This is a genomic window from Emergencia timonensis, from assembly GCF_900086585.1.
Classification (GTDB): Bacteria; Bacillota; Clostridia; order Peptostreptococcales; family Anaerovoracaceae; genus Senimuribacter; species Senimuribacter timonensis.
This window is the reverse complement of record NZ_FLKM01000009.1, coordinates 706,404-730,439: the sequence shown is the minus strand read 5'-3', so window position 1 is coordinate 730,439 and position 24,036 is coordinate 706,404. Positions and strand designations below refer to the sequence as shown.

18 protein-coding genes and 1 riboswitch are annotated in these 24,036 nt (G+C 48.4%); of the genes, 3 read left to right on the top strand and 15 right to left on the bottom strand.

Annotated elements, in window-relative coordinates; translation table 11 throughout:
- Positions 1 to 2: 2 nt before the first annotated feature.
- From BN6539_RS14345 to typA, 5 genes are all read right to left on the bottom strand, one after another.
- A complete protein-coding gene (locus tag BN6539_RS14345) occupies positions 3 to 1,616 on the bottom strand; it encodes an amidohydrolase (RefSeq protein WP_067539962.1) in 1,614 nt (537 codons plus the stop codon).
- Between the two features lie 222 nt (positions 1,617 to 1,838).
- Positions 1,839 to 2,357, bottom strand: a complete 519-nt coding sequence (locus BN6539_RS14340; protein ID WP_067539959.1) for a GNAT family N-acetyltransferase — start codon at positions 2,355 to 2,357, stop codon at positions 1,839 to 1,841.
- 329 nt (positions 2,358 to 2,686) lie between these two features.
- The gene (locus BN6539_RS14335) at positions 2,687 to 6,145 is read right to left on the bottom strand and encodes a pyruvate carboxylase (RefSeq protein WP_067539956.1); all 3,459 of its coding nucleotides are present in this window, start codon (positions 6,143 to 6,145) and stop codon (positions 2,687 to 2,689) included.
- Between the two features lie 33 nt (positions 6,146 to 6,178).
- The gene (locus BN6539_RS14330; protein WP_067539953.1) at positions 6,179 to 7,000 is read right to left on the bottom strand and encodes a mechanosensitive ion channel family protein; all 822 of its coding nucleotides are present in this window, start codon (positions 6,998 to 7,000) and stop codon (positions 6,179 to 6,181) included.
- 266 nt (positions 7,001 to 7,266) lie between these two features.
- Positions 7,267 to 9,138: a translational GTPase TypA gene (gene typA, locus BN6539_RS14320; protein WP_067539948.1), complete on the bottom strand. Its 1,872-nt coding sequence runs from the start codon at positions 9,136 to 9,138 to the stop codon at positions 7,267 to 7,269.
- A 211-nt stretch (positions 9,139 to 9,349) separates the two neighbouring features.
- On the opposite strand from typA, the gene BN6539_RS14315 reads away from it, so the two are divergent.
- Together BN6539_RS14315 and BN6539_RS14310 are read left to right on the top strand one after the other, a co-directional pair.
- Positions 9,350 to 9,892 (top strand): N-acetylmuramoyl-L-alanine amidase family protein, encoded by a 543-nt coding sequence (locus tag BN6539_RS14315; RefSeq protein ID WP_067539945.1) that lies wholly within the window; start codon positions 9,350 to 9,352, stop codon positions 9,890 to 9,892.
- Between the two features lie 56 nt (positions 9,893 to 9,948).
- Positions 9,949 to 11,094, top strand: a complete 1,146-nt coding sequence (locus tag BN6539_RS14310; protein WP_067539942.1) for a class I SAM-dependent methyltransferase — start codon at positions 9,949 to 9,951, stop codon at positions 11,092 to 11,094.
- A gap of 62 nt (positions 11,095 to 11,156) precedes the next feature.
- Here BN6539_RS14310 and BN6539_RS14305 read toward each other — a convergent pair whose 3' ends face one another.
- The 4 genes from BN6539_RS14305 to BN6539_RS14290 all read right to left on the bottom strand — a co-directional run bounded on the left by BN6539_RS14305 (position 11,157) and on the right by BN6539_RS14290 (position 16,534).
- Positions 11,157 to 12,353 (bottom strand): amino acid kinase family protein, encoded by a 1,197-nt coding sequence (locus BN6539_RS14305; RefSeq protein WP_067539939.1) that lies wholly within the window; start codon positions 12,351 to 12,353, stop codon positions 11,157 to 11,159.
- A 250-nt stretch (positions 12,354 to 12,603) separates the two neighbouring features.
- A riboswitch (Lysine riboswitch) is annotated at positions 12,604 to 12,767 on the bottom strand.
- Between the two features lie 533 nt (positions 12,768 to 13,300).
- On the bottom strand, positions 13,301 to 14,704 hold the full coding sequence (locus BN6539_RS14300) for an FAD-binding oxidoreductase (RefSeq protein ID WP_082907540.1): 1,404 nt from the start codon (positions 14,702 to 14,704) through the stop codon (positions 13,301 to 13,303).
- Positions 14,694 to 15,701, bottom strand: coding sequence for an electron transfer flavoprotein subunit alpha/FixB family protein (locus BN6539_RS14295; RefSeq protein ID WP_067539937.1), 1,008 nt, complete (start codon positions 15,699 to 15,701; stop codon positions 14,694 to 14,696). The genes BN6539_RS14300 and BN6539_RS14295 overlap by 11 nt, the downstream gene beginning before the upstream one ends.
- Positions 15,702 to 15,703: 2 nt before the next feature.
- Positions 15,704 to 16,534, bottom strand: coding sequence for an electron transfer flavoprotein subunit beta/FixA family protein (locus BN6539_RS14290; RefSeq protein ID WP_242869418.1), 831 nt, complete (start codon positions 16,532 to 16,534; stop codon positions 15,704 to 15,706).
- Positions 16,535 to 16,699: 165 nt separating this feature from the next.
- On the opposite strand from BN6539_RS14290, the gene BN6539_RS14285 reads away from it, so the two are divergent.
- Positions 16,700 to 17,386 (top strand): FadR/GntR family transcriptional regulator, encoded by a 687-nt coding sequence (locus tag BN6539_RS14285; protein WP_067539930.1) that lies wholly within the window; start codon positions 16,700 to 16,702, stop codon positions 17,384 to 17,386.
- 2 nt (positions 17,387 to 17,388) lie between these two features.
- Here the strand turns inward: BN6539_RS14285 and BN6539_RS14280 are convergent, their stop codons facing one another.
- The 6 genes from BN6539_RS14280 to BN6539_RS14255 form a co-directional block, all read right to left on the bottom strand.
- Positions 17,389 to 17,658: a hypothetical protein gene (locus BN6539_RS14280; protein ID WP_067539927.1), complete on the bottom strand. Its 270-nt coding sequence runs from the start codon at positions 17,656 to 17,658 to the stop codon at positions 17,389 to 17,391.
- Positions 17,659 to 17,755: 97 nt separating this feature from the next.
- Positions 17,756 to 19,162: a YjiH family protein gene (locus tag BN6539_RS14275; RefSeq protein WP_082907539.1), complete on the bottom strand. Its 1,407-nt coding sequence runs from the start codon at positions 19,160 to 19,162 to the stop codon at positions 17,756 to 17,758.
- A 6-nt stretch (positions 19,163 to 19,168) separates the two neighbouring features.
- Positions 19,169 to 20,335 carry a pyridoxal phosphate-dependent aminotransferase gene (locus BN6539_RS14270; protein WP_067539925.1) on the bottom strand — a complete coding sequence of 389 codons (1,167 nt, stop codon included), beginning with the start codon at positions 20,333 to 20,335 and terminating at the stop codon, positions 19,169 to 19,171.
- Positions 20,336 to 20,667: 332 nt separating this feature from the next.
- Positions 20,668 to 21,258, bottom strand: a complete 591-nt coding sequence (locus BN6539_RS14265) for a stage II sporulation protein M (protein WP_067539922.1) — start codon at positions 21,256 to 21,258, stop codon at positions 20,668 to 20,670.
- Positions 21,248 to 22,138 carry a DMT family transporter gene (locus BN6539_RS14260; protein ID WP_067539919.1) on the bottom strand — a complete coding sequence of 297 codons (891 nt, stop codon included), beginning with the start codon at positions 22,136 to 22,138 and terminating at the stop codon, positions 21,248 to 21,250. The genes BN6539_RS14265 and BN6539_RS14260 overlap by 11 nt, the downstream gene beginning before the upstream one ends.
- A 5-nt stretch (positions 22,139 to 22,143) precedes the next feature.
- Complete coding sequence (locus BN6539_RS14255; protein ID WP_067539916.1) at positions 22,144 to 24,036, bottom strand: DUF2207 domain-containing protein; 1,893 nt, start codon at positions 24,034 to 24,036, stop codon at positions 22,144 to 22,146.

The following is a 24,036-nucleotide window of genomic DNA, read 5'->3' as shown; positions in this document are numbered from 1 at the left end:
TTTCACTCTCCTCTTCCGTTACAGAACGTCTTCACAGCGCTGATTAGATAGATTAATTCCGGTGCTGTTTCCAATGGGTTTTGATCTAAAATGGTCAGGTCTGCCTTGAAGCCTTCTTTTATTTTGCCTATTTTCTCTTCCATAAATACAGAATAGGCCGGCGTCTCTGTGTACAGCCGTAAAGCTTCTTCCACAGACAGCTTTTCCGTAGGCAGCCAGCCGCCCTGGGGGCTGCCGTCGATAGCTGCCCGCGTCGTCGCTGTCTGTATGCCGTATAAAGCGTCGTAGGATTCCACCGGCGCGTCTGAACTGCCGCTGATGCGAATACCCCTGTCCAGCATGGTTTTCCACGGGTAGAGCGCAAACTGTTCCGCTGCCTCAATCTTTTCATAGACTGCCCTGTAATCGGCCGGGACAAAAGCAGGCTGGATGTCGGCCATCATCTGCAGCTGAGCCATTTGTTCCACTTGCTCTTTTGTACAAATCTGGCAGTGTACTAGTCTCGGCCGCCTATCCTGACCGTACCTTTTCTGGTATCTGCCGATCATGCGAATCGCCTGATTGATAGCTCGCTCACCGATACAGTGGCACATCACTTGCATGTTGTTCATATAAGCGAATTCTACCAGTTGATTCAGCTCCTCGTCTCTAAAATTGAGAATGCCGTAATGGTCCGTGGTGCCTTTATAAGGGGTCTCCATGGCAGCCGTGGAAGCGCCCAGAGAACCGTCTAAAATCAGTTTTAATCTGTTATGGGAGAACAGCTCGTCCTCTTTCACCTCTTTGAGAAATTCTTGAATCTGCAGAAACTCTTCCAGGGATGATACCTGTACCTGTTCAAAAACTCTGATAGGCAGTTCCCCTCGATTGCGCAGGTTGTCATAGGCTCTGACGATGTTCTCCTTCGATTGAAAGTCTGAAAAAGCCTTCATGTCGTCGCTCTGAACAGCAGAAAAGCCTTTGCCTTTGATCTCCCTCGTCGTATCCGCGATAATGCCTTCAATTTCCTCTACCGTTAATGGCGGTTTCTTCTGAAGGATAATGCCACTGATGGCATCTTCATAGATGAGTCCATTCGGTCTGCCGTCTGCATACCGCCCGATGTTTTCATCCTCTCGGAAAGTATCACGATTCACACCGCACAATTCCAGCAATTTGCTGTTTACCGCCGCTATGTGAATACAAACGCGCTTGGTAAATATGTAATGTTTATCAGAAATTCGATCTAAATCTTTTCTGGTCAGCAATCGCTTCTCTTTGAAGTTTTCCTGATTCCAGCGCATTCCCATGACCCAGCTTCCCTCTGGCAGCGCTCTTTCCTCGATAAAAGACTGCATCATCTTGATAACCTCTTCTATGGAACCTGCGCCTGATAAATCTACACAATACTTTTTATTATATCCGTATTCTATCAGGTGCATATGACTGTCATGAAAACCGGGAATGCAAGTCGTTCCCGCAAGGTCGACCGCTTCCACATCTTTCAATTGTTCAATCTCCGCTGCTGATAGATCGACTTTGCAGATTGCTTCCCCTTCTATTAAAAGATTACCTGCCGATTTCCGCTCGGCATCCATGGTGATGATGTTACCGTTAAAAAGTAATTTTTTTGTCATCTTCTCCTCCCTTGTACTATGATTCTAAAACATGAACCGTATATTTTCCGTTAATTTTTTATCTATGTTCCGTATTTTTTCTGTTTTTCTATGAAAATTCCCATAATTATGCGAAGAATACGAGACTGAATATGAATCCATCCGATAAAAAAATACCGTCATGATGGTTATCGGATTCTGCAATCACGTTAACAATCATGACGGTATTAATTATTGTCAGATTTAAATTTTCTTCTCAAAGAAAATCAATTCTTCTGGAATCACTCCTTCGTGCAGGGTTTCCGCTTTGCCTGCATAGTGATAACCTAAGCTTCGGTACAGGGTAGCTGCCGGTTCATTGCCGGCATATGTGTCCAGACGGATGACTTTGCACTCCATCTCCTTTGCCTTTGCTGCGGCATAACTGGTCATGGCTTTGCCAAATCCCCGCCCGGCCTTGGACGGCGGTATACAGAGGGTATGTATCAGCAAAACATCTTCTGGTGCTGCCGGAAATGCCCAAGAAATCTCATTGTAGACTGCTGGCTGCACCTGGTTGAGAGTCATGCTGGCGCAGAGCCCATCTTCTTCCTGCAGGACGTACAAAGTCTCCTCGTCCAAACTCCTCTGTGCGGTCTCCCTCGTGGGATACAGACCTAACTGCCAGTTGGTATTGCTGCCCTGTTCTGCTTCCCGAGTGAGCAGTTCGGTATAACTAGCTTCAATCCAGTCTAAATCATTTTTTGTCGCTTTTCTTATCATGGGAACCTCCGATTTCGTCTGCTATATATTTCTAAGTAATCATTACGCGCTTCAAGGTGTTTGATATTGAAACTATCATTTCATCTTGTCGTAAGTATACCAAATCAAACATTAAATGTCAATATTTTACTGATAATTTTTAACATATATTCCTGCACCTTGTTCTAGCGAGTTTTCTGCTGCGCAGGCTGAGCGCCTTCTTGAAGGCGGCAAAGGGAATCCCCCTCTGCACACCCCTTTCTTGTTTGACAGGGGATATGGATTTCCTATCAAACAAAAACACCGGGCAAGCGATGCGCTTGCCCGGCAGAGTCTGCCCAAAGGATATCTTATTTTTCTTCTTCTTTTAACCTTGCAACTAATTCGCCGGCCTTTACCTGCTGTCCTTCGTTGATGAAGATTTTATCTACCATTCCATCTGCCGTAGCGAGAATATTCGTTTCCATCTTCATAGCCTCAATGACTGCAATCGGTTGTTTCTCAGTTACTTTTTCGCCTTCTTTTACCAGAATCTTGATGATGTTTCCTGGGATGTTGGCGCCGATTTCAAGTGGATTGTCTTCGTCAGCAAAACGAGCTGTTGCGATGGAAGACTCAGCAGTCTTCATATCCTCGTCTTTGATTTTGACAATTCTTCTGTTGCCGTTGACCTCGAATACCATGTCTCTGTTGCCTTCTGCGTCCATCTTTCTGATTTCATTCAGCTTGATGACCAGAACCTTACCTTCTTCCAGCTTCACTTCGCAGGTCTCCCCCTCTTCCAGTCCGTGGAAGAAGATATCGCTGCCCATATATCTGAAGTTGCCGTCCTTTTTCAGGCTCTTGTGGTAATCTTCAAAGACCTTCGGATACATCGCGTAACTGATCACTTCCTGCGGTGTACCGTCAAGACCAAAGTGCTTCTGCAGTCCTGTTCTGATGTACTCAAAATCTTCCGGCGGAAGCAGCTCTCCAGGTCTGCAGGTAATCGGTTCTTTATCTTTCAGAACCAGCTTCTGCAGATCTTTGTTGAAGCCGCCTTCCGGCTGACCCATCATGCCCTCGAAGAAGGATACGATGGAATCCGGGAAGTCGATGCCCTTTCCCTTTTCTAAAATGTTCTCAGGCGTCAGATCGTTCTGCACCATGAAGATGGCCATATCGCCGACAGCCTTTGAGGAAGGCGTTACCTTGACGATGTCGCCCAGCATCTGATTTACGGCTTTGTACATATCCTTTACTTCCTGGAACTTGTGGCCCAGGCCGAAGGATTCTACCTGGGGCTTCAGGTTGGAATACTGTCCGCCAGGAATTTCGTACTTGTAAATCTCCGCCGATGAAGTCACCAATTCTGATTCAAATTTCTTGTAAACCGGTCTGACATCCTTCCAGTATTCGGAAATCTTCTGAATACCGTCAACGTCGATACCCGTATCTCTGCTGCTGTGCTCAAGGGCCGCAACGACAGAGTTCAGCGCCGGCTGTGAAGTCAGTCCGCTCATGCTGTTGAATGCTGCGTCCACGATATCAACACCTGCCTGTGCTGCCATCAGGATGGTCGCAACGCCGTTTCCGCTGGTATCGTGGGTGTGTAGGTGAATCGGAATTCCAATTTCCTCTTTCAGTGCGTGTACCAGCTTGTAAGCCGCCATCGGCTTCAGGAGTCCGGACATATCCTTGATCCCCAGAATGTGAGAACCTCTCTTCTCCAGTTCCTTAGCCATTCTGATATAGTAGTCTAAATTATATTTCGTTCTGCTGTCGTCTAAGATGTCGCCGGTGTAGCAGATGCAGGCTTCTGCAATCTTGCCCTGGTTCAGCGTCTCATCCAGCGCTACTTCCATACCCTGAATCCAGTTGAGGGAGTCGAAAATACGGAATACGTCGATGCCAGCTTCCGCTGACTGTTTTACAAACTCTCTGATGACGTTATCAGGATAATTCTTATAACCCACTGCATTGGCGCCTCTGATCAGCATCTGGAACAAAACGTTAGGAATCTTTGCTCTCAGTGTCTCCAGTCTTTCCCACGGATCTTCCTTGAGGAATCTGTAAGCAGTATCAAAAGTAGCGCCGCCCCACATCTCTAAGGAGAATAGATCTTTGCCGTAAAGCGCTACCGCCGGCGCAATTTTTTCCATATCAATGGTTCTGACTCTTGTAGCCATCAGGGACTGTTGTGCGTCTCTCATGGTGGTATCTGTAATCAGAAGTTTATTCTGTTCCAAAGTCCACTTCGCAACTGCCTCAGGTCCTTTCTTATCCAGCATCTGCTTCGTTCCAGAAAGGCCGTTGATTTCTGTCATCGGAATTCTTGGGAATACAGGAACGTTAAACTGTGGTTTCACGCCCTTTGTTTCGTTTACAACTTTATTTCCTATGTAATTAAGGACTTTCCGCTCTCTATCCTGTGCTTTTCTGATGTTAAGCAGTTCAGGGTTTGCTTCGATAAATCCAGTGTCGCACTCTCCAGCTCTGAAGGTCGGATGGTTCAGCACATTGAGCAGAAATCCGACGTTGGTTTTTACGCCTTTGATTTCCGTTTCTCTCAGCGCTCTGATGGCTTTCTGCGTCGCTCCTTCAAAGGTTCTGGCATAAGCCGTGGATTTAACCAAAAGACTGTCATAATACGGAGAAACTACCGAACCGGTAAATCCGTTGCCGCCGTCCAATCTGATGCCGTAACCGGAGGCACTTCTGTAGAGTTCGATGGTGCCCGTATCCGGTGCGAATCCGTTAGCCGGATCTTCTGTGGTAATTCTGCACTGAATCGCGTAACCTGTCATCTGGATGTCCTTCTGACTTCTGATACCCACTTCCTTTGAATCCAGCGGATAACCCTCCGCCACATAAATCTGAGACTGTACGATGTCGATACCCGTTACCATTTCTGTTACGGTATGCTCAACCTGAATACGAGGGTTCATCTCGATGAAGTAATGGTTTCCGTGTTTGTCTAACAGGAACTCTACGGTTCCCGCACTTCTGTAATTGACAGATCTGGCAATCTTCAGAGCGTCTTCGCAGATCGCATTTCTCTTCTCTTCTGTCAGACAGAGTGACGGTGTAAATTCAACCACCTTCTGATGTCTTCTCTGAATGGAACAATCTCTTTCACAGAGATGAACCACATTGCCGTATTTGTCACCCAGCACCTGCACCTCGATGTGCTTTGGCGCCTCTAAGTATTTTTCGATAAAGATATCGTCAATGCCAAAAGCCTTCTTTGCTTCGCTCTTAGCGCTTCTATATTCCGGAATCAGGTCCTCTTCACTTCTGACGATTCTCATACCTCTTCCGCCGCCGCCTGCTGCAGCCTTCAGCATGATCGGATATCCGCATTTCTGTGCAAATTCCAACGCTTCTTTTTCAGTTTCTATAGCCTTCTCTACGCCCGGTATCGTTGGAACGCCTACGCTGGCAGCAACAATCTTGGATTTGATCTTATCTCCCAGACTATCCATCATCTCGTGGGTAGGCCCGATAAATTCAATGCCTGCGTCTTCGCATGCCGCCGCAAATTCTTCGTTCTCGGAAAGAAAACCATAGCCCGGGTGAATCGCGTCAACACCTTTAGACCTTGCTAAGTCGATAATTTCATCGATTGCCAAATAAGCGCCGACTGGAGTCTTGCCTTTTCCAATCTGATAAGATTCGTCTGCTTTTGTTCTAAAGAGAGAATTCTTATCTTCTTCTGAGTAAATCGCAACCGTTCTAATGCCTAATTCTTGGCATGCTCTAAAAATTCTGATTGCAATCTCGCCTCTGTTGGCGACCAAGACTCTTTTAAACTTTTTAATTTCTTTCATTTTTTTCTCCCATTCTCTTATAAAAAAATTAAATTATTTAACCAAATGAATGTCCATTTGCGGGTAGGGAATTCCAATCCCCGCCTCGTCAAAAGCCAATTTCACATTTTCCTCTAGGTAGTATTTTACATCAAAAAAGCTTTCAGTGGAACACCAAACTTTTAAATCTAATATCACTGCGTTGTCGCCGTGGGAGGCGACGCCTACTATGGGTGCAGGCTCCCCGAGAATGTCCGGATTACAGGATATCACATTCAAAAGGATTTCTTTTGCCTTCAATATATCAGCCTCGTAGCTGATGCTGAATACGCAGTCCACCCTTCTTGTATCTTCTTGTGAATAGTTAATCAAAACCGACATGGTAATCGTGCCGTTGGGAATAGTCACCACCTTGTTGTCAAAGGTGTGAAGCTGGGTGGTCAACAGGTCGATACTGTCTACCATGCCCATCGTTCCCGCTACTTCGATGGTATCGCCCCGGCTAAAGGGCTTATTGATTAATATGATGATACCACCGGCGATATTTCCCAAACTGTCTTTCAGCGCCAGAGCGATAGCCGCGCCACTGGCTCCCAGAACCGTCACAAAAGGTGCTATAGGAACCTTCAGTGTGGACAGTAGCGTAATCAGCAAGACAATCCAGAGTATTACTTTCGTGGCTTTAACGATGAACAGGTGCAGCGCCTCGTCCAGCCTGGATTTCGCCAAAGCTTTTTTCTCTATGCGTAGAATCATGCTGATAGCAATCCAGCCGAAGATCAGGATTAACACTGCATCTCCAATATTGAACAATAGATCGATGGTACTCTTTTCAAGCCCAAAATATCTCAAGAATTTCACGATATTCGCAGCCATAGTTACCTCCGTTATACGACGTTATACGACTAAATCCTGCCAATCGAGCTTCGCATGTAATGCTCACTCTCTTGGGGATTGCCCGTAGAGTGCCACGGAGCATAGCTCCTGCACTCCTGGCAGGGGATCTACCAACGATTCCGCTTCGCTGAATCGGGTTAGGTCTCCCAGCGCCATTATACGACTAACGCCTAGCCAGCCAAAGGCTGGGGCGTTAAAGCATAAGGAGTTCCCTGCAATTTCTTGCAGAAATTGGGGCAACTCCATTATCTCCCAGCTCTCCTGCGTTCAATTTCTTTCAGCAGTTTCTTTCTCAGCCTCACATCGTCCGGCGTAATTTCTACCAATTCGTCATCATCAATAAATTCAAGGGCTTCCTCAAGTGTGAATACTCTCGGCGGCGAAAGTTTTACTGATTCATCACTGCCTGATGCTCTCATATTGCTGACTTTCTTGGCCTTGCATGGATTTACCTCCATGTCCTCCCCGCGGGAATTCATACCGACAATCATACCTTCGTAAACCTTCGTGCCCGGATCTACAAAGAGCTGTACACGCTCCCCGATGTTGAACAGGGCGTACGGTGTGCAGACGCCTTCTTCTATAGCAATGGCCGAGCCGTTGCTCCTTCCGCCAATTTCTCCTTTATATGGTTCAAAGTCCAGAAACCTTCGTTCCATGGTTCCTTCGCCTCTCGTGTCGTTGATGAACTCAGAGCGATAACCCAAAAGGCCTCTAGTCGGAACATGGTATTCTAATTTGGAATATCCGTTTTCTCCATTCATCTGCACCATAATACCTTTTCGCAGATTCAGCTTTGAGATGACAGTGCCCGCATATTCGTCGGGTACACTGATGACAACCTCTTCCACCGGTTCCAGCTTCTTGCCGTTTTCATCCCTTCGAAAAATGACTTCCGGTTTTGAAACAGCCAGTTCATAGCCTTCTCGTCTCATATTCTCAATTAAAATAGAAAGGTGTAGTTCTCCTCTGCCTGACACTTTAAAGCAATCTGTCGAGTCAGTCTCTTCCACCATCAGGCCGACGTTGACTTCCAATTCTTTTTCCAGGCGTTCTCTGATGTGCCTGGAGGTGACAAATTTGCCGACTTTACCTGCAAAAGGCGATTTGTTGACCATGAAGTTCATGGAAAGAGTCGGTTCCTCGATATGAATCATTTCCATAGGCTGGGGGTCTTTCGAATCGCAGATCGTCTCTCCAATGGAAATATCCGATATACCTGAAATCACTACGATATCGCCGCATTCCGCTTCTGACACGGCTGTTCTCTTGAGGCCTCTGTAGACGAAGACCTGACCGGCCTTCCTCTGTGCAATAGAGCCGTCCTCTTTGGCGACAGCAACAGTCTGGCCTTCTTTAATGGTTCCCTGGGTGATTCTGCCGATTCCCAGTCTGCCGATGTAATCATCGTAGCCGAGAGTAGAAACCTGCAGCTGTAACGGTTCCTCTCGCAAGTCAGGGTAGGGAACGCAATGTTCAATGATCGTATCAAACAGCGGCGTAATGTTAAGTCCTGCGTATCCTTCCGGCGTATGCTTGATTTTGGAACCTCCCGCTTCTACTGACAACCCTTGGGCATCCGCAGGATCTCTCACTGCGATACCCTGTCTGGCAATTCCGTATAAAATTGGGAAGTCCAACTGTTCGTCATTGGCATTGAGATCCATGAAAAGCTCGTAAACTTCGTCTACGACCTCGTCAATTCGAGCATCCTTCTTGTCTATCTTATTGATAAACAGAATTGGGTTCAGCCCTTGTTCCAGGGATTTGCTCAAAACGAATCTGGTCTGCGGCATCGGTCCTTCGCTGGAATCGACCAGCAGAATTACGGTGTCTACAGTCTTCATAATACGCTCTACTTCTGATGAGAAGTCGGCGTGTCCAGGAGTATCAACGATATTTATCTTCACATCACCATGCATAATCGAACAGTTCTTCGAATAAATGGTAATTCCTCTTTCTCTCTCAATATCATCACTGTCCATCACACAGTCTGCTACATCTTCGTTAGCCCGAAAGACGCCGCTCTGGTTTAGGAAAGCATCTACAAGGGTGGATTTTCCCGCGTCAACGTGGGCAATCACTGCTATGTTAATTATTTTCTGTTTTTCTGTCATTCATTTACCTCTTTTTGTTTTTTGTTACAAAATATCTCTTAATGATACCACATTTCAGGTGATTGTTCAATACTTTGTACAAATATATGCACAACTGCCCCGCAGCCCTCTCCAGGACAAAAAATCTGCCGCCCATTGCGTTCTGTCACATTTTCCTCATTATCTGCATAGTATATAGATAGTTATTATGAATCATGATTGGAGGATTACTATGCCCAGTGTTTTTTTGAGTCCATCGACTCAGGAATATAATCAATTTGTTAACGGCGGCACCGAAGAATATTATGCAAATCTAATCACCGACGCCATGGTGCCGTATCTGCGCGCAAGCGGAATCAGCTTTTCGAGGAACAATCCAGGTGGAACGGTTACCGACTCCATCAACGCTTCCAATGCGGGAGATTATGACTTTCATCTCGCCATTCACTCCAACGCCGCCCCGCCAAATTTGGCAGGACAGATCAAGGGACCTGATGTCTATTACTATAGAGATTCTACCCAGGGACAGCGAGATGCAGACATCGTTGCCAACAATTTAAAGATGATTTATCCAAACCCATCCCTGGTTACCACGGTGCCTACTACAACTCTGGCTGAACTGCGCCGGACTTCTGCGCCGGCAGTCTTAGTAGAAGTGGCCTATCACGACAACATAGACGATGCCAATTGGATCAAGAATAATGTAGAAGCCATCGGCCGCAACCTGGCCTTGTCTGTAGCAGATGTTCTTGGCGTACCATTTGTTGAACCTTAAAAGTATTTATGCTAAAATGTTCCCAAGTATATGAATATAATGGGAGATAACATTTTATGAACCAGTTAGAAGAGCGCCTCGCTGATCTATTCAGTGGCGGAGAATTAATCAGAATGATCTTCTCAAGTAAGAGAAAAAAATCTGTAGAGTACAACAAGGTATCCATTCGGCCCGTGGAAATTTCCGGCCAAGTGCTGTTTCAGGCAGAGTATACCTTTGATAAAAAAGTAACCCATGAGAATCTCTCCTGTCAAGCTGCTTCAGCACTGGCCCTGCAGCTAATAAAGGAAGACTTTAAACAGATCAACGCCTTTACCCTGGCAGAAGACATTCAGATCCTTGCCTCAAAGCCCGAAAAGGCCAGAATTACAACAAAGCCTGCCACAAAGGGCATGCCGAGTCTCGAACATAATAAAACAAAGAATTACATCATTGCAGACGGCGTCCCCTGCGACTTCCTCATTCGCCTGGGCGTCATGGAGGAAAGCGGCAAGGTGATCCAAAAACACTACAGCAAGTTTCGACAAATTAACCGATACCTGGAAATCGTCGAAGACGTCTTTCCCTATCTGCCCACAGGCAGAGTATTGAAAATCATCGACTTCGGCTGCGGCAAGGCTTACCTCACATTTGCCCTCTATTATTACCTGAGGATCCGAAAGAACAGAGATGTCCAAATCATCGGCCTGGATTTAAAAAAAGACGTCATCCGTTTCTGCCGCAAAATAGCGGAGGATCTCCATTATGACGGATTGGAATTCCTGATGGGGGACATCGCAGACTACAGAAGCGACCAGGCAGATATGGTCGTCACGCTCCACGCCTGTGATACCGCTACGGATTACGCTTTGATCAATGCGGTTTCCTGGAACACAAAAGTCATCCTTTCTGTCCCCTGCTGTCAGCACGAGCTGTTCAGCCAGATTGAGAATGACCTCCATCAGCCTATGTTGAAATACGGCATCCTAAAAGATCGTCTCACAGAATACCTGACCGACGGCCTGCGTGGTCTCAAGCTGGAAGCAGCCGGCTACGAAGTCGCCATGATTGAGTTTACCAGCCTAGAGCACACGGCCAGAAATATCATGATCAAAGCGATTAAAACCGGTTCGCCAGGCAGCGCCCGTGCTGCAAAAGCGCAGGCAGAGTACGAAGCCCTCCGCGATTTTTATCAAGTAGAGCCAACGATTGAAAGGTTGTAACAGCAGAGGCCGGGTCAGATGCAACTGACCCGGCTTTTTCAATTCATAAAATACTATGCTCTTTATAAACCGAAGGCTTCGCTGAGAGAGACCACTGCCGCCGCCTTTTGGCTGCTGTCGATGGCGACGGAGATGGAAATCTCTGACGTCGTGATGTTATAGTGGTGGATAGCATGCTGCGCCAGAACGCTGAAGACTCTGCCGGCAACGCCTACATGGCTTGCCATGCCCACGCCTACCAGAGACACCAGGCTCAGGTTATCCTGCTTATAGATTTCCAGTTCCCGCAGGCGCTGGTTCACTTCGAAAGCCTGGTCGATCTCGGAGATTTTGTCCTTGCTGCAGCTGAAGGATACGGCGCAACTGTGCTCGGAACAGGTCTGCTGCGAAATCATGTCGATGTTGACAGAAAGGTCGCTGAGCAGTTCAAAGAGTTCAGCAATCCGGTCGCCGTCTGTGGGCAGCCCTTTGAGGGTATAAACCACGATATCGTCGGAAACCGTCAGTCCGGTTACCGCCGCTTCTTGTACGATTAAACTTCTATCCATTATATATGTTCCTCCACTCTTCTCTTCTTCCATCGCAGGACCGACGTACACCTCTACGCCAAATGCCTTGGCAAGTTCTATGGCCCTGCTCTCCAGGTCGCTTTCTCCCAGCATGATCAGCTCCATGGCCTCCTCATAACTGATCTTCTCTATGACGCTTCCTTCCTCTGCCGGCTCTCTGGTGTAGATGCCCTTGGTGTTTCCGTAGAGCTGGCAGTCACATCCAAGCCCTGCTGCAATGGCGACGGCCGTGGCGGCCGCGCCGTACCTGCCCTGGACGTCTTCTGCACCGTACTTGCCGATGCCCTGAAATCCTGCAACGACGGGAATGACGCCCTCCTGCAGCGCCTTTTCGATTCTTCCTATCTCAAGTTCATGCTTACCGGCAAAGACCTCAACCTCGCTGAGGGACGTGCCTTTGATGTCCTCGATGACCGCAGCCCGCAGGCCTTCTCTTTCCAGAGCTGCGGCCATTAAAGCCGCTGTCTGTTTCTCTGCGGCAGAAAACATGGCATCCAGCTTGTCACTGCCGATTTCTGTTTCCAAACTGGCCGCCCTGGCGCTCATGGCTTCTGCAATTTCCTGCATGGCAGCCGTTACCAGCACCAGAGAGTCTGAGTTTTCTCTGCTTTGGGCCAGATGGCTGGCGATGGCTGATAAATCCTCCATGTTTTTCAGATAACAGCCTCCGTATTTTTGTACAATATTCATTCTTTTCTCCCTTCTGCGCCCTTACAGAGGAGCGACCCTGCGCCGCCCGCTGACAAAAAGTGGCTGCGCCACTCCGCTAGGGACCATAGGTTCCCTTCGGCGCCTGCTACGCAGGCTGAGCACCCTCCTGAAGGCGGCGAGGGGAATCCCCTCTGCACACCCCCTTTTTTAATAGGAAATCGATATTTCCTATTAAAAAAGATCTGCACAAATGCATGCACAGATCTAAAAAACAATAAGATATACTGTAAGTTCAGATAGCGCAACTACTTTCGTAGACAGTCCCATGGCTGTTGACCATGGACCCACCACAGAGGTGTGCCTTCCATCTGTAGTTCGGCGGAGATTGCCTCCAGAGTGGTCACTGCCTGCCGGCTCGCACACCTTCTTCTGCTCCGCACCTCTATCATAATACAGTTATTTTAATATATTTTTCACAGAATTACAAGTACTTTTTTGTGTTATTTAAACAAATTTTCTACTTCTAAAATAATACTGTTTTAAGTAAGAGAAGCGAAAATGTCCCAAAATGACCTCCTGTTACGATAACTTTACGCTTTTTGATCCCATCTGCACATTCTCGCATAACCGGATCATTGCAAAATGCTTCAACTGAGGGGTATATCCGATTCCGGTTACTTTTCCTATCCATTTCCCCGCTGCAAAGGCCGTTCACAATCCATAAAAGCAACCGGGGCGCAGCATATTCATGGATTCAGCAGAAAATCTTCGCCTGCCTCAGGGCATATGGACGGATATTGCGTCTGATACTCCTGCAACGTTATGCGAAACCTTCAGAAACAGCGTCAAAAAGCCTAACCTTATTGTAAAGAATGCCCCGCGCATACCCCTATACCGTATACGCCTCACCAGCCAGTTGCATCGCAGGAGATTATGGATAGTTTCAAAAGCGCATCACTGTATTCTTTGTGTTATTTAAACAAATTTTACAAATCAAACAGTGCGCCAGGATTCATGATCCCCTTTGGGTCGAAGACATCCTTGATGCCCTTCATCAGCGCCAGTTCCGCCGGATCCTTCTGCTGCGCCAGCTCCTCCACTCTGATTTTGCCGATGCCGTGTTCGCCAGTTACCGTACCGTCAAAACTGTAGCACAGATCGTACATCTTGTGTTTCAGCTCATCGGCGTATGGCGGAATGGTGCCGTCAGGCAGGAACAGGATGTCGTTGTGAACGTTGCCGTCTGCAATGTGGGCGATGATGTTGGTGCCGGTGCCGTACTCCGCCACCAGTTCCTTCAGTCCCAGGATGAACTGGGATACGTGGGAAACGGGTACTGCCATGTCGAAGGAATCGCAGATTTCGTCTTTGATCAGCTCGTAGTGCTGGCTTCTGACCAGGAGCAGTTCTTCCTCCTCCTTCTGTTTGCCTGCATAGAGGCACGGATAGGCGCCGTTCTTTTCGCAGATCTCGTTGATGGCGCGGACCGCGTCGTAAAGCTGCTGTTCCGTCCTTTCGGAGAGGATGATCAAAAGATCCGCATTCCCCTGTTCTGCCTGCCACTTAAGGCCCAGCATCTTTGCCGTGTCCACGAAGAGCCGCTTATCCATGTATTCCACCGCCAGCGGGGTATAGCCGCTGCGCAGGATGTCCGTCACCGCATGACAGGCATCTTCAATCTTTTCAAAAGGCGCAACGATGGTAGCCGACGCTTTTTCCTTTGGGAAGATCTTCAGGATGACCCTGGTCACCACGGCCAAAGTCCCCTCACTGCCGAGAAGCAGCTGGGTCAGATTATACCCGGCGTTGTTCTTGATCAGCTTTCCGCCCAGCTCCAGAATCTCGCCGTTTGGCAGCACTGCCGTAAGGCCCAGGATGTGTTTTCTCATGACGCCGTGTCTTACCGCTCTGGCGCCTCCTGCGTTGGTCACCGCCATGCCGCCCATCTGTGCGCCTTCATCTCCCGGGTGCACCGGGAAACTGAGGCCCTCATATTTCTCCAGTTCCTCCAGCAGATCCATCAGAGTAACGCCTGCTTCCAGCACGGCAACCATGTTTTCCTGGTCGATTTCGACGATGTGGTTGAGCCGCTCTGTGGAGATGATGATGCTGTCCACCACCGGCGTGCAGCCGCCAGCAAGGCCGGTGGCTCCCCCTCTGACCACCACCGGCGCAGCCGCCTGATCTGCCGCTTTGAGAATGCCGGAGACTTCCTCTGTGCTGGCCGGTTTTACGACGACGCAGCCTGTAGCCGCCTCTGGACGATAGGTCTTTTCCACTTCGTCATACAGGTAGGCTTCCGTCCGCTCTTTCCCAGTAATGACATAATCGCTGCCGACTACTTCCTGCAGCTGCAAAATCAAGTTTTCTGTAATCCTGTTATCTTTCATCGGCTTGCCCATCCTTTCTAAAGTGCTCGGTAAGCTGCGGCAGGACCTCGTACAAGTCCCCCACAAATCCATAGTCCGCGATATTAAAAATCGGCGCAGACGGATCGTTGTTGACGGCGATGATCACATCTGCTTCTTTCATGCCGGCCAGGTGCTGCGGCGCCCCGGATATGCCGCAGGCGATATAAACTTTCGGTTTGACTCTGTTTCCGCTGTATCCCACCTGGATGCTGCTTGGCGCCATCCCCGCATCTACCAGGGCGCGGGATACGCCCACCTGGCCGCCCAGGAGGTCAGCCAGCTCCTGCAGAAGGGCAAGATCCTCTTCCTTCCTGATTCCGCGGCCGCCTGCCACGACGACTTCTGCATCGGTGATAGAGAGGTCTCCGATGGACACAGCCTCTTCGATTTTGACAGATTGATTTTCCTCAATATATGGGGCGATTTCTCTGATCTCGATCTGCGCCCCGTCATTGACCGGGGCTTCCTGAAATTCTTTGTATCTGACTGTCGCCATCTGCGGCCTGGTGACGGTTTTGATGTGTGCCAGGATGTTGTCGCTGAAAGCCGGCCTGATCTGCTCCAGATTGCCGTCTGCATCTACCTGCAGATCGGTACAGTCCGCCGTCAGACCAGTTCCCAGAGCTGCCGCAACTCTCGGCGCCAGGGAACGGCCCAGATGAGTCGCCCCGACCAGAACCGTATCCGGCCTTTTCTCTTCAATAAAAGAAACGATATTCTGTGCGAACAGAACCTCCTCTGGATGCCGGAAGGCCGCAGATTTCATCACATAGACCTGGTCGGCGCCCCGCTGGCAGAGTTCGCTGCAGGCAGACATCTCAAAGGTGTCCGGCGCGAGCAAGAGGCAGGAAAGGCTTTCTCCGCATGCGTCTGCAATCATTCTGCCTTTGTTCAATAATTCATATGCGACTCTATGTACTTTGCCATGCTCTGTTTCAGCAAGGATCAAAACGCCGCTGTATTTCTTCTCTTCCATGATCAGATGACCCCCTTTTCTGTAAATACGGTTTCCAGCTTCGCTGTGAAATTCCCCATGTCTTCTCTGAAAATCTCACTTTCCCGCTGCTGCACCTTTGGCACTTCGATCTTCGCCACTTTGGTCGGAGAACCCGCAAAACCGGTATCGTCCTTGGAAAGTCCCTGGACATCGGCCATAGTCACCGTCCGGCATGATGCGTTTAGGGATTCCAGCTTCCTGTTTACCGTCGGAAGCTTCAGTTTGCCGATGTTCTTGGTCACGCCAACGAGGGCTGGCAATTTCATGACTCTGACCTGTCTGTTGCCGCAGAGATTCTCGATCTCCACTCTGATCTCGCCATCACTGCAGGTTTCGATGGCGTCCACGTAGTATGCGTGTGGAATGCCCAAAAGCTCTGCAGTCTCTGCCCCGACCTGGGCAGTGTCGCCGTCCACCGACTTTTCTCCGCACAGGATCAGGTCAAAATCTTCCCCTTTGATAGCTGCCGCCAGGGTTCTGGACGTCGCGATGGTGTCTGATCCGCCAAAGGCCCTGTCCGTCAGCAAAATGCCTTCGTCCGCGCCTCTCGCATAAGCCTCCTGCAGGGAATTCACCGCCCGTGCAGGCCCCATGGTCATGACACAGACCGTGCCGCCATATTGTTCCTTCAAATCAAGGGCTGCCTGCAGCGCGCTTTCGTCAAAGGGATTGATTTCCGCCCGCGCAGAAGATCTGTCTACCACGCCTCTTTCACTGTCAAACTTTACCTTTTCCATGTCGGGAACTTCTTTTATCAATACGAGTATTCTCATTTTCTCCTCCAAATCAGTTCTCACTCTGTTCTGTTTCATTTCATAATCGTTGATTTTACAACGTTTTTACCTAAGTGGTCTTACCACTTTGATTATACTACGGAATTCTTTGATTTGCAAGAGATTTTGCCAGATTTAATTGATTTTTCTCACTATTTCAGTTACAATGTCTTAGAGAAGTGTTGACAAGTAGAGGAGGACAGAATGGAAAAACGAGATGATAAGAACCTTTCAAATGTAGTGATCCGAAAGGTACAGGAAATGATTTTAAGTGGTGAACTGCAGGAGGGCGACAAACTGCCGCCAGAAAGAGAAATGACGCAGCGGCTGGGAATCGGCCGGCCGGCCCTGCGCGAAGGACTCAAGTCTTTGGAAATGCTGGGGCTTGTCGAGCGGCGCCACGGCCTGGGAAATTTTATCATCAACAAGGTGCAGGCCAGTTATTTCGAGCCGCTTTCCCTGTCCTTTATGCTGAACCATGGAACAGAGAGTGAAATCTTTGAGATGCGAAGCTGCCTCGAAACCTATACGGCAGCCAAAGCCGCCGAGATTGCAACGCCTTCGGATATCCGAAGTCTGCGCGCCATCGCACAGCAGATGGTTTCTGCCAGGACCCCTTCCGAAAAAGCGTCCTTTGATCGAAACCTCCACTTTGAGATCGTGCGAATCACAGGTAATATGCTGATGTACAACATCATGGAAAACGTTTCCTATCTGATCGACCGCTTTTTTGAAAAAAGCGTCCAGCTTTCTTATTTCAAAGGAGATTCCATCGAGAACATTTACAAGGAACACGAGGAAATCATCAGCGCCCTGGAGCGGCACGATTCCAAAGCCGCAGCGGCAGCCATGGAAAAACACCTGGGCAATATCAAGATTGCATACCTATAAAGTCACAAAAACGGGAGTGTCGCATCAGCGAAGAAACGGCGTAAAGCATCGTTTTCTGGATGCGTTACGCCGTTTGGGAGCAGATTTAGCAGGTAGATTCGCTGAATTTCATGGGAAACAAGATCTATCAGACACTTTTTTTCTTTTAAAATGTCAATTTCCTTAAATTTACCAGTTACTAATTTCCTTTTCTGAATTACATTGTAACGATTTTCGCTTTCAATCATTTTTGTTAACAAAAAAACGGCGTATGATGCATCTAAAATAGACATTTACGCCGTTTGATCGGATTCGTGGATCGTATGATCTGGTTTTTTTGGTTATCTCATCACTCTTAGTGCGACATCCCTATTTTTCTAGTCTTTTTTATCAGAAGGTCACGAGCAGATTTGTGAGCAGCGTGACAAGTGGAATGGCGATGATGGTTCTCTCGATGAAGACCAGGAACAGGTGCCCTACATTGACCGGTACTCTGGATTTGAGTACGATCAGGCCGACCTCTGTCATATAGATGATCTGCAGCAAGGAGACCGATCCCATGATAAATCTGGTTCTTTCAATCGCATAATCTGCCAGCATCAGCGGCGGAATATACATATCTGAGAATCCTACCAGTGCAGTCGGCGCAACTTCCTTTGCACCTTCAATACCTACCAGATCCATATACCAGCCGAACGGAATGGATACAAAGTCAAAGATCGGTGTGTATTCAACGAGAATCAGCACGATGGTGCCCCATGCCATGACCACTGGAATCAGATCCAGGAACATGCTGGAATAAACGTGGAGGCCGGATTTTGCAACCCCTTTCAGGGTAGCGCCTTCCGCTCTGTGGCCTGCCAGGTTCAAAGCCCATTTCAGCTTGGATACGCCTTCCGGCATCTCTTCGTTGATCTGTTTGCCTGCAATCTCGTCGTATGTATCAGGAATGCGGGACAGTGGCGGAATCCTCGATACGATCATGGCCATGAGGACACCACAGATCAAGTTGATCAGATAAAATACGGTAAACTTTTCATCCACACCGATGAGCTTGGCAATGACAAAGCAGAACGGGATGGATACGAAGGAGAAGTTCATAGAGATGGTTGCCGCTTCTCTTGCGCTGTAATATCCTGTCTCATACTGACGCGTCGTCAGAATTGCTGCTGCGTTGGACGCACCCAGCCACGAGGTCATCAAGTCGATGGCCGAACGTCCCGGTACAGTGAACAGCGGCTTTACTACTTTTCGAATCAATACGCCTACAAATTCCATGATGCCAAAATCCGTCAGCAGCGGCATCAGGAAAGCGATGCACATGACTACAGAAATCAGCGTCGTCGATACGCCCAGCATGGACCCGCCAGTGGCGCCAGATCGGATCATCTCCGGTCCCACATTGAAGTACGCCATGTAAACGACCACCAGTCCGATCAATCTGCTGATAAAATATAGCGGCGTCGGCGAGAAGAGTTTTTTCATACTCTCGTTGTTCTGTATGATAGCTGGTTTGAAGATCATATTGATGATCGTCACAATTGTTGAAAAAGTAATAAATACCAACACCAACAGGCTGGCCAGATTGATGGTTTCCAGTTCCAGCAAGCCTGCTACCCAGTCAATGACCATACCGATTGGAATGGTAAAGGTGGTGCCGTTTGGAATTGGTACCAGGAACAGGAAGGCGCCGACCACTGATGCTAATACGAACTTCCAGATGTTTTTCTTCTTCACGGGTTCCAGTTCTACAGCTGTCGCTTCTTCAGCAAGTGCGTTATTTTTCATTTCTTCCATAAGTTGTTACCTCCTAAAAAGCTTCATCTCTGCGATTCGGTCAAAAGCTTCCTTCAGTTTGTCCGTTCCGACGGTACAGGCGATACGCATATACCCTTCTCCGCAATCACCAAAGGCATTTCCCGGCAGCATCAGCACGTGGGCCTCTTTCAAAATCTCCTCGGTGACTTCGGTGGAGGTCAAACCAGTATCCTTGATGTTGATAAACAGGTAGAAACTGCCCTTTGGCGGATAGATGACGTGCATATTCGGAATCTGGTTGATTCTTTCCGCTGCATAAAACATTCTGCTGCGGTATTCCTCCACCATGGCCGGCTGAATCTCCTTCCGATGGCGCAGCGCATAGATGGCTGCCCGCTGAGAGATGGACGGCGCGGTGAACACCACGTTCTCGTTGATCTGCTGAATGGTCTTGATGATGTAGTCCGGTGCGATGATGTTGCCGACTCTCCAACCTGTCATCGTAAAGTTCTTGGAGAAAGAATTCAAGATGATGGTCCTCTCCCGCATCCCCGGCATGGTCGCAAATGGTACAAAAGGATGCTCATAGCTGAAGGCTGTGTAAATATCATCACTGATGACCACCAGATCGTATTTCTCGGCGATGACCGCGATTTTTTCCATGGTTTCGGTGGTGAGACAGTTGCCTGTCGGGTTGCTCGGCGAGTTGATGACAAGTGCCTTTGTGCGCTCTGTAATCAGTCCTTCCAGTCGCTCAACATTGATCTGGAAATCCTCTTCTTCCAGTGTCGGCAGTTCCACAGGAATTCCCCTTGCCAGCTCCACCTGCTGCGGATATGGTGTGAAATACGGCGCCTGCAGAATGACTTCGTCACCGTCGTCGATGATCGCTTCCAATGCCAGATACATGCCCAGGCAGGCAGAGGCAGAGACAAAGACCTCTTCATCCTTTACCTCCATGTCATATTCCTCTTTGTAGTATTTGCAGATTTCCTCCCTCAGCTCAGGATCGCCGCGAAAATCCGTATACTTGGTATGACCAATTCTTGCATCCTCATAAGACTTATCTATGATCAAACGATCCGTAATCAAATCCGGATCCCCCAGACTCAAATTGATGCAGTCATCAAAGGATTTAGCCATCTCATCAGACTTTCCCATGGCAGTGCTCTGGTCCTTCCAGTATCTTTTTGCAATAAACTTATGCTTCACTTACTTCCGCCTCCTTTAATATTTTCTAGGTGGTAAGACCTCTTATCAATTATTAAAACACATCTTCGGAGAAATTGCAAGAAGAAAACACAAGATTTATAATTTTCTAATAACGGCGTTGCCCCGATTTAGCGAAACAAATCGATGGGAACTCCTTATGCTTTGGGAGACTTAGCCCAATTTAGCGAAGCGAAACCGCCGGCAGGTCCCCTGCCAGGAGTGCAGGAACTGTGCTCCGTGGCACTCGACGGCTACGCCCCAGCCTTTGGCTGGCTTGGCGTTAGTCGTATGATGGTTCCGCTAACATCTTTCACAAAAAAGCAAAACTGGCATCACGAATGGATGCCAGCAGCCTTCATAATCATCGGGGTAAAATTGCATTCAATCACTGCTGCTATGATCAGCAGCGGGATCACCACCAGGACAAAGGTCTTTGCCAGATGATTGAGCATGGTGAGGATTTTTTCTTCTTTCGCTTTACCTAAAAGTTTCATCGTCAATGTTCTGCAGAGATAGATGCCCATCGCCATAGACAAAAAGAAAGCAGGCAGTTCAAAGATACCGTGAGGCAGCAGTCCATAGACGATGGCAGGCAGTGGAGATATGGTTCCTGCCGCAGCGCCATAACCCAGCAGTGCGCCGATGATCATGCAGTTTGACAGCACTGACAGCGCAGGCAGGAAGATAAACGGAATACACCCCATGCCGATGCACATGGCACAGGCAAAGACGTTGTTCATCACAACGCCCACATAAGACAGCGTTCCATCTTCATTCATGACGGACTGTGCTTTCGGTAAATATGTGGCAAAAATCTGCTTTGCAAGTTCTGCATTTTGATAGAAGTAGATGGCAAAGGCCGCTGTCAATAGGACAAAAACGAAAGCCACCTTCCAGGTCAATTTCACGATCTTACTTTTCAAATTTTGTTTTCCCCTTTCTATTTTGTACCAGTTCTCCATAAAGCGCCCCGCCCAAAATCAGCGCTGCTCCAGCAAAATCCTTCACTGCCATGCGCTCTCCTAGGAATACCGCTGAAAAAAGCAAGGCGGAACAGGGGTCGATGTAGCTTAAAAGCGCCACTGTCTGCCCGGGGAGCTGCTGAATGGACGAAAAGTATAAAAACAGCGCAAAACCGGTATGTATGATGCCGATAATCAACAGTGCCAGAACGCCTGACAGAGGCGGCATCGTCCAGCCAGACTGGTTGGTAATCACCGCATAGGGAAGGATGACCAGCCCCGCTGCAAAAAGCTGCATCAAGGTGATTTCCATTCCTGTGATGCTGCTGGCTTTTTTGTTCAGCAGCGTGACGGACGCATAGAGAACCGCCGCCAGGAGGCCGAATAAAAATCCCCTCTTCGGATCGCTGCCGCCGTCTAGGCCGCCAGTGATGAACAAGAGTCCTGCCATAGCCGCCAGAATTCCAAGGGCCTTTGTCTTTGTAATCCTCTCCTTTAAAAAGAACGGAGAAGCCGCCATGACCACGATAGGTGCGCAGTAGTATGCGATGGTGGACAGGCTGACCGTGGTAAACTTGTACGCCTCAAATAGGGCAATCCAGTTAAATCCCATGGCCGCACCAGATAAGGCCAGAACAGGGATGTTTTTCTTAAGCAGTGTGCGCGAGGACTTTTCTCTGCTCAAGGCGTAGACAATTCCCAGGACGATGCCGCCTAAGACGACTCGTCCCAATACGATCTGTGCGCTTTCCATGGGAATCATCTTAGCAAAGAGACCGACGCTGCCCCAGATCAGCATGGCGGTGATCAGTTTAATATATGCTTTTGATCGCTCGTTCATGAATGTTACCAGGCGCCTCCTCCGCCGCCGCCGAAGCCGCCTCCTGAGAAGCCTCCGCCGCCAAAGCCGCCTCCGATGCTGCCGCCGCCAGTGTCCACGCTGGTGACGTTCATAATGCCGCTGGAGAAATTGCGGCTGCAATTGGTAATCATGTGGCTGTACCACAAGGTACTGAACACCATGCTGCTGTTTCCGCCATAGTACCAGGAAGGCGGGTTCGTCGGTATATTTTCAAAATTTTTCGCCCACTTATCCGACAGCCCCATGACATAAGCGTAAGGCATGATATCGTAAAAATACTCTGGATTTTCTTCCACCAGCATTTTCAATTTATTCAGTTCCGCTGCTTCGATAAAATCCTTAAAGCCCAGGATTTTTCCCTGCAGCCCGGCGCTCCATCTGGTACGCGACTTCATCAAAAGCACAAAAGCATAGGTTACGACAGTAGAGGCGATGACTAGCAATGCCAGAATCTCGCTCTTGAGCAGATAAGCGGTCAATCCGGCGGCAATCAAGATACCCAGTGCAATGAAAACAGTACCGATGACAAAGAGGGTCGTTCGTTTCCCTTTTTTCATAGAGTCGCGCCGGTCAAAAGTCATCATGACCATAAGCAGACCCGCCATGAGCAAAATCACCAGCGGTATCAAGCCAATCAGTGTCAGGAACTCAAGGGACAAAAGAGCACTGAGCAAAATGGACACTACCGGCGGCACGAACATCAAAACGGTGCCGATCCCCCGACAAACTTTCGAGCTGCTGGTAAATAAGGCTTTCTCGCCAGTATACCAACCCTTTAACTGATCTCTCGCCGCCCAATAAAGGTCGCCAAAATCTTCTGGCAGTTCGTCCAGCTTAATTCTGTCTCCCGACTCAAAGATAGCATTAAAGAAAGTTTTCGCAAAGCGCTTCTCACTGGAATCGATGTCCTTCAGCTTCTTGACCATGAATTTGGTCGTCTTCATGGCTTCATACTCCTGAATAGAGAGATATCCCTTTGACGCATAATACGTAATCATCGAAACGATATCCTTATTGTCAATCACACCGTCGATAACGTAGCCGATTTCTGCCGGGGTCATTCCTTCCGGCGGATAAAACTCTACTGTTTTGATGATTTTCGGGTCACGTCCGAACAGCAGCCAAAGCAGACACATCAAAACGGGTATCCCGATCAAAATCCCAAACAGCAGATAGATCAGCCAATCGTGATTCGCCGGATCAACCCAGTAACCCTCTGGCAAATCCGCACGCAGCGTCACGCCCGTACCCTGGATGAGATTCTCACCAGTGATCCGGATCACATTCTTATTCTTATCGATGTGATACTCCACTCCAAGGTAACGATCTTTAATCACATTCTGATATCCGTAGGCGCCAGAGTAGATTTTTAGTTCGTCCCAGTCCATTGCCTTTGGCATTTTGACCGTAATATTAGCAGAGTTTATAGGTGTCTCCCAATTGGTCGGCAGTACATCTAAGGAGAGGTAGTCAAGCTGCTTCGATTCATCCTCGTAGCAGACCATATCGTAGCTAATCTCATAAGTCTTGCCGCCAGTGACCGTCTTGTCGGCGCTGCCGATTTGAATGACCTTTTGCACCACGTTATTTTCCGCCTCAGTAGACACGTCAAAATCATCCCCTTTGACCTGGATGTTTTTGATCTTATAAAACTTGGGTTGATAGGGGATATTTCTGTATAGGCCGTGTTTTGCTGAATGAAAGTCCACACGGATGGTCTCTGTAATATGGATCACATGGTCTTCCCCGATGTCGACCTTGACGTTGAAGGCGTCGGTCTCGTAGTCCTGCCAGGCAAAGACCGCAGATGCCGACATGGCCAGCATCATAGTCAAAAGGGTTCCCAAAATCACGAGTCTTTTGATACCTTTTCTCAT

Bases quoted from the DNA above. Each gene is read 5' to 3' on its own strand.
- BN6539_RS14255 (WP_067539916.1), bottom strand. From the start codon at position 24,036: ATGAGAAAAGGTATCAAAAGACTCGTGATTTTGGGAACCCTTTTGACT.
- BN6539_RS14280 (WP_067539927.1), bottom strand. From the start codon at position 17,658: ATGTCTATTTTAGATGCATCATACGCCGTTTTTTTGTTAACAAAAATG.
- BN6539_RS14340 (WP_067539959.1), bottom strand. From the start codon at position 2,357: ATGATAAGAAAAGCGACAAAAAATGATTTAGACTGGATTGAAGCTAGT.
- BN6539_RS14345 (WP_067539962.1), bottom strand. From the start codon at position 1,616: ATGACAAAAAAATTACTTTTTAACGGTAACATCATCACCATGGATGCC.
- typA (WP_067539948.1), bottom strand. From the start codon at position 9,138: ATGACAGAAAAACAGAAAATAATTAACATAGCAGTGATTGCCCACGTT.
- BN6539_RS14305 (WP_067539939.1), bottom strand. From the start codon at position 12,353: ATGAATATTGTACAAAAATACGGAGGCTGTTATCTGAAAAACATGGAG.
- BN6539_RS14310 (WP_067539942.1), top strand. From the start codon at position 9,949: ATGAACCAGTTAGAAGAGCGCCTCGCTGATCTATTCAGTGGCGGAGAA.
- BN6539_RS14275 (WP_082907539.1), bottom strand. From the start codon at position 19,162: ATGGAAGAAATGAAAAATAACGCACTTGCTGAAGAAGCGACAGCTGTA.
- BN6539_RS14300 (WP_082907540.1), bottom strand. From the start codon at position 14,704: ATGAAAGATAACAGGATTACAGAAAACTTGATTTTGCAGCTGCAGGAA.
- BN6539_RS14330 (WP_067539953.1), bottom strand. From the start codon at position 7,000: ATGGCTGCGAATATCGTGAAATTCTTGAGATATTTTGGGCTTGAAAAG.
- BN6539_RS14335 (WP_067539956.1), bottom strand. From the start codon at position 6,145: ATGAAAGAAATTAAAAAGTTTAAAAGAGTCTTGGTCGCCAACAGAGGC.
- BN6539_RS14260 (WP_067539919.1), bottom strand. From the start codon at position 22,138: ATGAACGAGCGATCAAAAGCATATATTAAACTGATCACCGCCATGCTG.
- BN6539_RS14315 (WP_067539945.1), top strand. From the start codon at position 9,350: ATGCCCAGTGTTTTTTTGAGTCCATCGACTCAGGAATATAATCAATTT.
- BN6539_RS14295 (WP_067539937.1), bottom strand. From the start codon at position 15,701: ATGGAAGAGAAGAAATACAGCGGCGTTTTGATCCTTGCTGAAACAGAG.
- BN6539_RS14290 (WP_242869418.1), bottom strand. From the start codon at position 16,534: ATGAAACAGAACAGAGTGAGAACTGATTTGGAGGAGAAAATGAGAATA.
- BN6539_RS14285 (WP_067539930.1), top strand. From the start codon at position 16,700: ATGGAAAAACGAGATGATAAGAACCTTTCAAATGTAGTGATCCGAAAG.